Annotated in this window: 10 protein-coding genes; 5 read left to right on the forward strand and 5 right to left on the reverse strand. The window is 65.7% G+C overall.

Annotated features, from left to right (window positions below; genetic code table 11):
- Positions 1 to 852 (forward strand): GAP family protein, encoded by an 852-nt coding sequence (locus tag QNO00_RS15850; RefSeq protein ID WP_284025204.1) that lies wholly within the window; start codon positions 1 to 3, stop codon positions 850 to 852.
- On the opposite strand, the gene QNO00_RS15855 is transcribed toward QNO00_RS15850, so the two are convergent.
- The 3 genes from QNO00_RS15855 to QNO00_RS15865 all read right to left on the reverse strand — a co-directional run bounded on the left by QNO00_RS15855 (position 829) and on the right by QNO00_RS15865 (position 4,469).
- Complete coding sequence (locus QNO00_RS15855) at positions 829 to 2,391, reverse strand: sensor histidine kinase (RefSeq protein WP_284025205.1); 1,563 nt, start codon at positions 2,389 to 2,391, stop codon at positions 829 to 831. The two genes, QNO00_RS15850 and QNO00_RS15855, sit on opposite strands and share 24 nt — an antisense overlap.
- Positions 2,388 to 3,131: a response regulator transcription factor gene (locus tag QNO00_RS15860; protein ID WP_284025206.1), complete on the reverse strand. Its 744-nt coding sequence runs from the start codon at positions 3,129 to 3,131 to the stop codon at positions 2,388 to 2,390. Before QNO00_RS15860 ends, QNO00_RS15855 begins: the two co-directional genes overlap by 4 nt.
- Positions 3,132 to 3,266: 135 nt before the next feature.
- Entirely contained in the window at positions 3,267 to 4,469 is a 1,203-nt protein-coding gene (locus QNO00_RS15865; protein ID WP_284025207.1) for an MFS transporter, read from the reverse strand.
- Positions 4,470 to 4,609: 140 nt separating this feature from the next.
- On the opposite strand from QNO00_RS15865, the gene QNO00_RS15870 reads away from it, so the two are divergent.
- From QNO00_RS15870 to QNO00_RS15880, 3 genes are all read left to right on the forward strand, one after another.
- On the forward strand, positions 4,610 to 4,990 hold the full coding sequence (locus QNO00_RS15870) for a hypothetical protein (RefSeq protein ID WP_284025208.1): 381 nt from the start codon (positions 4,610 to 4,612) through the stop codon (positions 4,988 to 4,990).
- Between the two features lie 131 nt (positions 4,991 to 5,121).
- Positions 5,122 to 5,499 (forward strand): hypothetical protein, encoded by a 378-nt coding sequence (locus QNO00_RS15875; protein ID WP_284025209.1) that lies wholly within the window; start codon positions 5,122 to 5,124, stop codon positions 5,497 to 5,499.
- A gap of 154 nt (positions 5,500 to 5,653) precedes the next feature.
- Positions 5,654 to 6,019 (forward strand): DUF1622 domain-containing protein, encoded by a 366-nt coding sequence (locus tag QNO00_RS15880; protein WP_284025210.1) that lies wholly within the window; start codon positions 5,654 to 5,656, stop codon positions 6,017 to 6,019.
- A gap of 12 nt (positions 6,020 to 6,031) precedes the next feature.
- Here QNO00_RS15880 and QNO00_RS15885 read toward each other — a convergent pair whose 3' ends face one another.
- Positions 6,032 to 6,499, reverse strand: coding sequence for a hypothetical protein (locus tag QNO00_RS15885; RefSeq protein WP_284025211.1), 468 nt, complete (start codon positions 6,497 to 6,499; stop codon positions 6,032 to 6,034).
- A 287-nt stretch (positions 6,500 to 6,786) separates the two neighbouring features.
- On the opposite strand from QNO00_RS15885, the gene QNO00_RS17435 reads away from it, so the two are divergent.
- Entirely contained in the window at positions 6,787 to 7,137 is a 351-nt protein-coding gene (locus QNO00_RS17435; RefSeq protein WP_502863466.1) for a PLD nuclease N-terminal domain-containing protein, read from the forward strand.
- A 53-nt stretch (positions 7,138 to 7,190) separates the two neighbouring features.
- On the opposite strand, the gene QNO00_RS15890 is transcribed toward QNO00_RS17435, so the two are convergent.
- Positions 7,191 to 8,326, reverse strand: a 1,136-nt coding sequence (locus QNO00_RS15890; protein ID WP_284025212.1) for an HNH endonuclease signature motif containing protein, incomplete at its 5' end; no start/stop codon positions are given.

The following is an 8,326-nucleotide window of genomic DNA, read 5'->3' on the forward strand; positions in this document are numbered from 1 at the left end:
ATGGATCCCACACTTTTCGGTGCTTTGGCTGTTCTCGCGCTCGTGGACTCCACGAGTTTCGGCACGCTGCTCATTCCGGTCTGGCTGCTGCTGGCGCCGGGCCGGTTGCGGCCCGGCCGGATACTGCTGTTCCTGGGAACGGTGGCCGTTTTCTATTTCGGAGTTGGCCTGGCGATCCTGTTCGGTGCCGAGCTTGTTGTGGAGAACTTCTCCGGCCTCTATGAATCACGCGGGTTTTCGGTGTTCCTGCTGGCCGCCGGCATAGCCCTGCTGGCCTGGAGCTTCCGGCTCGAGGCGCAGGCAAAGCGGGAGAAGGCAGCCCGGGGTTCGGTGCAGCATACCGGCCACGGAGCCTCAGGAACCGGCGGAACAGGCACCGGAGCCGCAGGGACGGCCGGCATGGACGAAACTGCAGGCACCGACCTCGCCGAATCCTCCGCGGGCGCTCCGGCCTCGGGCCGGCTCGCCCGGTGGCGGCACAAGGCCGTGGGCTCCGAGACCCGGGGCAGCGGGGGTGCGGCGGCCCTGATCGGTTTGGCTCTGGGTGCCACGACGATCGAGCTCGCCACCATGGTGCCGTATCTGGCGGCCATCGGCCTGCTCAGCGCCTCCGGCCTGCAATGGCCGCTGACCGGCGCCGTTCTCGCGGCTTACTGCGTGCTCATGGTCGCGCCGGCTCTCGTGCTCCTGATTGCGCGCTTCGCCGCGTCCCGGCGGGTGGATCCGATGCTGAAGAAGCTGGACGGCTTCCTGAGCCGGACTTCCACCAACACACTGTCCTGGATCACCGGAATCCTCGGGGTCCTCCTGATCGTCAACACCGCAGGTTCAGTCCTGAACTTCGGTGGATGAGTCCGGTTCCCGCCCCGGCTGCACGATGTCTTCGGATGCTGGCCGCACGGGCAGCCGGACAGTGAAAACGCTGTCTCCCGGCACGCTTTCCAACGTAATGGTGCCGTGGTGGGCGGCCACGATGGCATCCACGATGGCCAGTCCCAGCCCGGAAGACCCGGTCCGCTCCGAACGCGAGGTGTCGCGGCGGGCGAAGCGGGAGAAGATCCGCTCCTGAAAGTCCGCCGGGATTCCGGCACCGGTGTCAGCGACCCTGAGCACCGCGTCGTTGCCGTCCCGGACCAGCGACACATCCACCGTGGTGCCGGGAGGCGTGTGCACATGGGCGTTGGTGGCCAGGTTGATGAAAACCTGACGCAGCTGCCCGGGATCACCCGTTACCGTAACGGGCTCCTCCGGCAGCTCGATGCGCCAGTGGTGGTCCCGGGCGGCAATTCGGGCGTCACTCACGGTCTCGACCAGCAGGCGCGTGAGGTCCACTTCGCTGCGGATCTCCTGCCGCCCTTCGTCGAGCCGGGCCAGGAGCAGCAGGTCGTCAACGAGGCCGGCCATGCGCCGGGACTCGGCTTCCACCCGGCCCAGCGATTGGGTGCCCTCCGGGCTGAGGTGTTCGGTGAGACGAACCATTTCGGTGTAGCCGCGGATGGAAGTCAGGGGTGTGCGCAGTTCATGGCTGGCGTCGGCAACGAACTGGCGGATCTGCAGTTCGCTGCGCTGGCGCACTTTCAGGGCATGGGCAACGTTGTCCAGCATCTTGTTGAAGGCCAGCCCCACGCTTCCAACCTCCGTTTGGGAATCGGCGAGGTTCTGCGGCACCCGTTCGGCCAGCGCGACGTCGCCCACGTCCAGCGGCAGCCGGGAAACGCTGGTGGCGACGGCCGCCACTTCCTCCAGCGGGCGCAGGCTGCGCCGGATGATCAGATAACCCAGGACGGCGGTCAGTGCCAGGCCGAGCAGGGACACCGCGGCGATGGTGAGTCCCAGCCCGAGCAGCGTGTTTTTGGTGGCTGCCAGCGGCATTCCGGAGACCACCACGCTCCCGGTCTCCGGCTGCGGCTGGGACACCAGCCGGTACTCGCCGAAGGACAGCTCGGCGGACACCGGAACGCGGTCCGCCGGCAGTGCGGCGAGGACTTCGACGTCGTCGGCGGACAGCGCCTGCCGGGTGCCGTCGTCGAGCGTCACCCCGTTGCTGAAGGCCGTGTTTCCGTAATACCGGACATCGAGCATTCCCGGTCCGCCTTGGCCCGGGACATCCAGCGGGTCGGGCAGGTTGCCGTCGTCGGGCGACGGCGGCGTGCCTCCGGGCGGCAGGGGAAAGTTCACGGCACGGTCCGAGGCCTCCAGCAGGGTCTCGTCCAGTTGCTGCACCAGGAAGACGTTCATGACCGCGTGGCTGAGAAAGCCGATAGTGCAGCAGGTCAGCGTGAGCAGGCCCAGTGTGGCCAGCAGGAGCTTGGTTCGCAGCCGCCAGCCGTGCAGCCTCTGGAGGACCGGGCGGCCACCCGTGCCGTCGCGGTGCGGAGCGGCGTTGCTCATCCGGCAGGTCTGAGCACGTATCCGGCTCCCCGCACGGTGTGGATCATGGGTTCGCGGTCGGCGTCGATCTTTTTGCGCAGGTACGAAATGTACAGCTCGACGATGTTCGCCTGGCCGCCGAAATCGTAGTCCCAGACCCGGTTAAGGATCTGCGTTTTGCTGATGACCCGGCGGGGGTTCTCCATCAGGAAGGTCAGCAGGGCGAATTCGGTGGCGGTCAGCTGGATCTCCTGGCCGGCCCGGGTCACTTCGCGGGTGTCCAGGTTCAGCGTCAGGTCACCGACCACGAGCTCGGCGGTGTCGACGGCGGTGACTCCGGAGCGCTGGACCAGCCGGTGCAGCCGCAGCAGCACTTCCTCCATGCTGAAGGGCTTGGTGACGTAGTCGTCCCCGCCGGCCGATAATCCGGTGATGCGGTCCTCAACGGAGTCTTTCGCGGTGAGGAACAGTGCGGGCACATCGGGAGCGAATCTGCGGATCTTCACCAGCGCCTCGACTCCGTCGAACCCGGGCAGCATGACATCAAGGACCAGCACGTCGGGACGGAAGTCGCGGGCGGTTTCCACCGCCTCGCGTCCGTCCGCCGCCGTCACCACCTGCCAGCCGGCCATGCGCAAACCCATCCTGATCAGCTCGGCGAGGTTGGGCTCGTCGTCGACCACGAGGGCGCGGATCGGAGTGCCGTCGGGGTGCGAGAGCTTGGGAAGGTTACTCACGAAGGAGCCAGGGGCCTCGGACATGTTTGGTTTTCCTATCGGTCCGCCCGGAGGGGGTTGGTCCCAGCATAAACAAACAGGTTCCATCCTGCAGGCAGGTGCTGGCCGGAGCCTGTCCTGCTGCTGTGAACCGGCTGTGGATGACCTGAAGTTATTGGCCTAGGAGATTCCCGCGGGAGTCCGCGCATTCAGCCTCATCCGGTGCAAAACGAGGGCCAGCACCACGCACAGCAGGTAGCCGCCGGCCACGAAGATCCACCCGGCGAGGAACCCGCCCGAATACTGCAGCAGCAGGCCCATGGCCAGCGGTCCCGCGGCGAAGCCCGCGTACATGCCCAGGGACACAACGCCCGAGGCGGCACCGACACGCTCGGGCGCCACCTCGCGCAGAACCGCTGCCATGACCACAACATTCACACCCAGCACCGTGGCTCCGTGCAGAACGACGCCGCTCCACAGCAGCACCGGCCAACCGGTCTGCCCCGCCGCCAGCAGCAGCCCGGCACCGCCGATCGCCCCCACGGCCAGCGTCACCAGCAGGACCGGCACGGCAGTTCCCCGGGCCATGCGGCGGCCCCAGAGAATGCGGGAAGCCACGCCCACGACCCCCGCCGCGGCGGCTGCCGCACCCGCCAGCAGGAGGGAAAAGCCCACCTCGCGCTGGGCGAACAACGGCAGGTAGACGTTGGTGGCCTGCATTCCTGCTCCGGACAACAGAGCAAATCCGGCCAGGAGCCACACAGTGGGTGGAAAGGGTTGCCGCCCGACGACGGCGGTCGGCCCGCCCGCGGGCAGCCGCGGCGGATCAGCCGGGAGCTTGTTCCATGAGTAGAGCAGCAGTGCGCCCATGACGACGGCGGCGCCGGCGGCTGAGCCCCGCCAGCCGGCCAGCAGTGCCGCAGCCGGGAAAAAGAGGCTGGAAAACAGCTGGCTGGCCTGCACACCTGACTGCTTAATGCCCAGCCAGCCGGCCCGCCGGGCCGGCTCGACGTGGTGCGTGATCACCCGGTTGGTGGTCGGATTGGAGATTGCCTGGGCCGGCCCGGCCAGGGCCACGGCCACCAGAAGCCACACGTAATTCCGGGACACCGCCATCAGAACGAGGGCCAGCGCCGTTCCGCCGAAGATCAGCAGGAGCTGGGCACGTCCGGAAATCCTGTCGCTGAGCCGCCCAAGCGATATGGCGGACAGAGCCGCGCTGAGGAAACAGACCGTCGCCAGCAACCCGAACTGCGCCTCACTGATGCCAAAATCAGAAATGATCAGGGTGCTCGTGGCGCTCAGCCCGTAGTTCATGACCGGTCCGGCACCCATGGCGCAGACAAGCACAAACAGCAGGCCCGGACCGGATTTATTGTTCAATTCTCACCCTTCTCGCAACGACACAGTACATTCTGGCGCACCGGTGAACATCGTTCGTTCATAAAGGAGCTATTATCTGCTTGGGGACCTGCTGGGTGGGTCTGGTAGCTGGGGGAGTAGAAATGGGCGAGTCTCAAGCAATGCCTTTTGCGCGGAAGAAATCCGCCATGCTCTTCCGCCGCGGGCGGACCATGTTTGTCCTCGTTGCCGTGTTTTGGCTATGGCTGCTGCTGGGCAGTGCCGATTTCATCGCCAGTCTCTTCGAGTCCCCTTTCTACGCGCTGCTGGCTCTTTACGGCCTCGGCGTCGTAACCCTCATTTCCCTGCTGGTGGCCGGGGTTTCCGTGTTCTACATGGTCGTCAACCGCCCCGCCGGCACCGAAATCCCCTCGGGGGACGCCGTCCGTCACGGTCTCTCCGAGCTGGCGCCCGTCATCCGCATGGTGCCGCGCCGGGTCGCCGACCACAGTGCCGCTCTGTCCAACAAGGCCGCAGCAAAATGGCGGGATCTGGCTTCCTGATCTGAGCTTCCCGCGCCGGATGGTCTGCGGGCTGCTGATGGCCGGATGGTCTGCGGACTGCCGAGTGAGTGCACATCCCGCCGGGGGCGGCTCGGACCAAAGTGTCAGTGCCGGGCGGCATGGTGGTTCCCATGACTCCCGTCGCTTCACCTTCCCCGCCGGCGCCCGCCCTTCAGCCGCTTTCTCGTGCGGCGCTTACCGGGCCCAGACCTTCCGCCAGGCCGGCTGCGGGTCCGTCGCCGACAGTCACGCATGCTCCGTACCGCCGCGAGCCGTACATCCGGTGCCGGACGCCGTCGTCGGTCATAGACGGCAAGGCTGCTGCCTGGACGCGCACGTCGGTGCTGCTGCACTGGATCGACGACAGCGGCCGCGCCCACAACCGCTGGGTTCCTGCCGAAGCGGTGCAGCGCATCCGCCGGGATGAATCGTCGTGGCAGGACCCGTACGACGACTGGTCCTTCTACTATCCGGCCAACCCCGCTTCCCACATTCCCGTCGCAGCCTAGGAGCGCGGGCACTTCTTAGGTCCGCTTTTTGGTGCCGGATCCTGACGCGGTTCCCGGACGCCTTTCCCTTGACAGGGACAAGACCCGCAGGGCTTATGGAGATAGGGCGGAGCGCCCGGCTGAACCCAACTGCGGTCCGGGAGCGGAGCACGGAATGGATTTCAAGGGCATCATCGAGGAAGCCGGGGAAATCGTTGATCTGGCCGGTGTTGCTGTCATCATTGCGGGGGCCGTCATCGCGAGCGTCTCCGCGGTGCGCGCTCTCCTTCGGCGCACCGGACAGCCCGTTTATGAGCCCTATCGGCAACAGCTGGGCCGGTCCATCCTCCTGGGCCTGGAGCTGCTCGTTGCCGCGGACATCATCCGCACCGTGGCTGTGACTCCCACCTTTGAATCGCTGGGTGTGCTCGCCCTGATCGTCCTCATCCGAACCTTCCTCAGCTACACCCTGCAGCTTGAGGTCACGGGCAGACTCCCCTGGCAGCGCAGCGGCGTCGCTTCTGCGCCTCCCCTGGAATGAGAGCAGCCGGAATCAGTGGCGGAGAACAGCTGCACGCTTGCGCCTCTCTCCCTCGAGCTGTGCTGCCTCCCGGAGCGACACCACAACCAGCGACACGGTCAGGCCGAGGGTGAGAATGCCCGCGGGATTGGCCAGAGCGGCGGAAATGCCCGCTGCCTCTTCTCCCAGCAGTGCAGACATTACTGAACCGGTCCGCCCGGGTGAGCCGCCGACGTCGGGCACCAGAAAGCCGAAGGCGCCACCGGCGGCCCAAGCGGCCAGCAGCAGGAATGACGTTCGCAGCGGCGCTCCAAAGTTTTGGTATCGGGTTGCGGACACGGTGATTCGTACGGCTGACACCAGCATCAGCACGGCCAGAAGCGGTCCTGCCGTTGCCGCGAAGATCGCGACCAGATTGCCCTCGATACCGAAAAGGGTGCGCCCTGCCGTAATCCACAGCGGGATCAGAAGGGCCATGGGGATGCTCAGTGCTGCAGACACGGCGCGGAAGAGGCTTGCCGCGCGAGGAAGGCCGGCCGGTGACTGTACTGGTGACGGGGTGCTCATGGTTCCAGCCTAGGGTTCTCCCGGAGTCTCACCGCGACCGACTACGCGGTCAGGAGACAACCGGATCCGAAGTCATCACATGGGATGAGGCGCGACAGTGGTGCTGATACATATTCTGGAATGGCGTCGATTTCCAGCCGATGGCCGTTCTCCGTTCATTGCTAATTGCTTCTCTGTTCATGATGAAAGCGCAAGGTTTGGTTATGCCTGTCGAATACCTGATGTGGGTTCCCCTGGTGGCCACGTCACTGGTTTTATATGTGACTCTGGCTGTCGGTGCGCTCTTTAGCATTGCCAATTCCGGCTGGGTCCCGTCTTCTTCCCGTCCTGTGTGGGCGGCAACGGTTGTTGTCCTTCCCGTGGGAGGGGCCATCCTGTGGCTGGCCGCTTCACATCGGCACAATACGGCCGGTCGGGACGAAGCCCGCGCTGCTGTCCGGCAGCCGGACGGAGATGGCCACACGATGACCGCAAGCAAAGAGACTTCCGATCGAGTGGATGCCACCTCTTCTCCGTCATCTTCTTCGCCATCCCCTCAGGACGGCCGGGACAGTGGTGGTATCCAGGCTTGAAGTACAGAGGGTAAGGATCATGAGACTGGAGCATTGGGGCATTCCGGACGAACCTAGAAGGGCGGCGGGTTGCCTCCGTAGCCACCCGGATCATCTGGAGCACTTGGAGCACTTGGAGCACTCGGATCGCCGGGGGCGCTTGGACCACCGGCATCATTGGCCCGTGATGGATCAATGCCCGCCGCGTCGCCTCCGCGATTCGCCTGGCCACCATTCGCCTTGATACCCGCTTGCAGTCCGCTGGCACCATCACAGGTTTCCTGAGAGCCCTTACCGGTTTCCCGGGACAGGCTCAGTTGCGGTTCGGTGCGGTAACACCTGCCGCCCGGTGAGGTCCACTCAATCACCCCGGGACGAGGCTGCCTGGCTTTCCAGAACCCTTCGGATTTGAACATGTGATGCCGCCGGCACAAATGCTCCAGATTGTCATGATCCGTCGGCCCGCCCCGAGCCCACGGCTTGGTGTGGTCGATCTCGGAAATTACCGCATTGGTCCGGCACCCCGGGAACCGGCAGGTTCCGTCCCGCACCCGCAGGACCCGTTTCAGTCCGTCGGGGACCTTTCGTCTTTTCCCGACCCGCAGGATCTCTTCGGTGTCCGGGTCGCGTTCCACCGGCGTCCATTTCATGGCCTCGCGGGCCATCCGCCGGGCCGTTACGGGACTGATCGGTCCGTATCCGTTCAGTTCGGCTGGCTGGTCATCGGCTCCGAAGATGGTTTCGGCGTTGATCAGCACCAGGATCTCCGTCCGAGCCTTGGGACCATGGCCAATACGGCAGGACCCGGGCCCCTTCCCGGAACCGGAATTCTTGCCGAGGCCCTTGCCCTTCCTGCCCTTCCCGCCCTTTCCGGCCCCTCGACCGGCGCCGTCGGCATCACCGCATTCATGGTCGTGCCCGCCGAGTAAGTCCGTGAGAATATCCGTGCGCAACTGATCCACCGTGCGCGTGTCCCCGGCGGCCTGCTCACCCCGGGCCGCAACACTGAGCTGAGTAAAAATGGCCTGGGCTTTCTCGGCCGGCAGTAACGCCGAGAGCCAGGACATCCCGTCCGGCTCCGGCCGCACCCACACCGTCCGCTGCTCAAACGCCGTCAACTGCCGCTGCACGATGGTCTCCGGATAGTACTGCTCCCGCAGCCGGTGAGCCTTCACCCGGAACTGGGTTCTGGTCTGGCCCGCCGCCAGAC

The organism is Arthrobacter sp. zg-Y1219, from assembly GCF_030125545.1.
Lineage (GTDB): Bacteria > Actinomycetota > Actinomycetes > Actinomycetales > Micrococcaceae > Arthrobacter_B.

Bases quoted from the DNA above. Each gene is read 5' to 3' on its own strand.
- QNO00_RS15855 (WP_284025205.1), bottom strand. From the start codon at position 2,391: ATGAGCAACGCCGCTCCGCACCGCGACGGCACGGGTGGCCGCCCGGTC.
- QNO00_RS15870 (WP_284025208.1), top strand. From the start codon at position 4,610: ATGCCTTTTGCGCGGAAGAAATCCGCCATGCTCTTCCGCCGCGGGCGG.
- QNO00_RS17435 (WP_502863466.1), top strand. From the start codon at position 6,787: ATGTGGGTTCCCCTGGTGGCCACGTCACTGGTTTTATATGTGACTCTG.
- QNO00_RS15875 (WP_284025209.1), top strand. From the start codon at position 5,122: ATGACTCCCGTCGCTTCACCTTCCCCGCCGGCGCCCGCCCTTCAGCCG.
- QNO00_RS15850 (WP_284025204.1), top strand. From the start codon at position 1: ATGGATCCCACACTTTTCGGTGCTTTGGCTGTTCTCGCGCTCGTGGAC.
- QNO00_RS15880 (WP_284025210.1), top strand. From the start codon at position 5,654: ATGGATTTCAAGGGCATCATCGAGGAAGCCGGGGAAATCGTTGATCTG.
- QNO00_RS15860 (WP_284025206.1), bottom strand. From the start codon at position 3,131: ATGTCCGAGGCCCCTGGCTCCTTCGTGAGTAACCTTCCCAAGCTCTCG.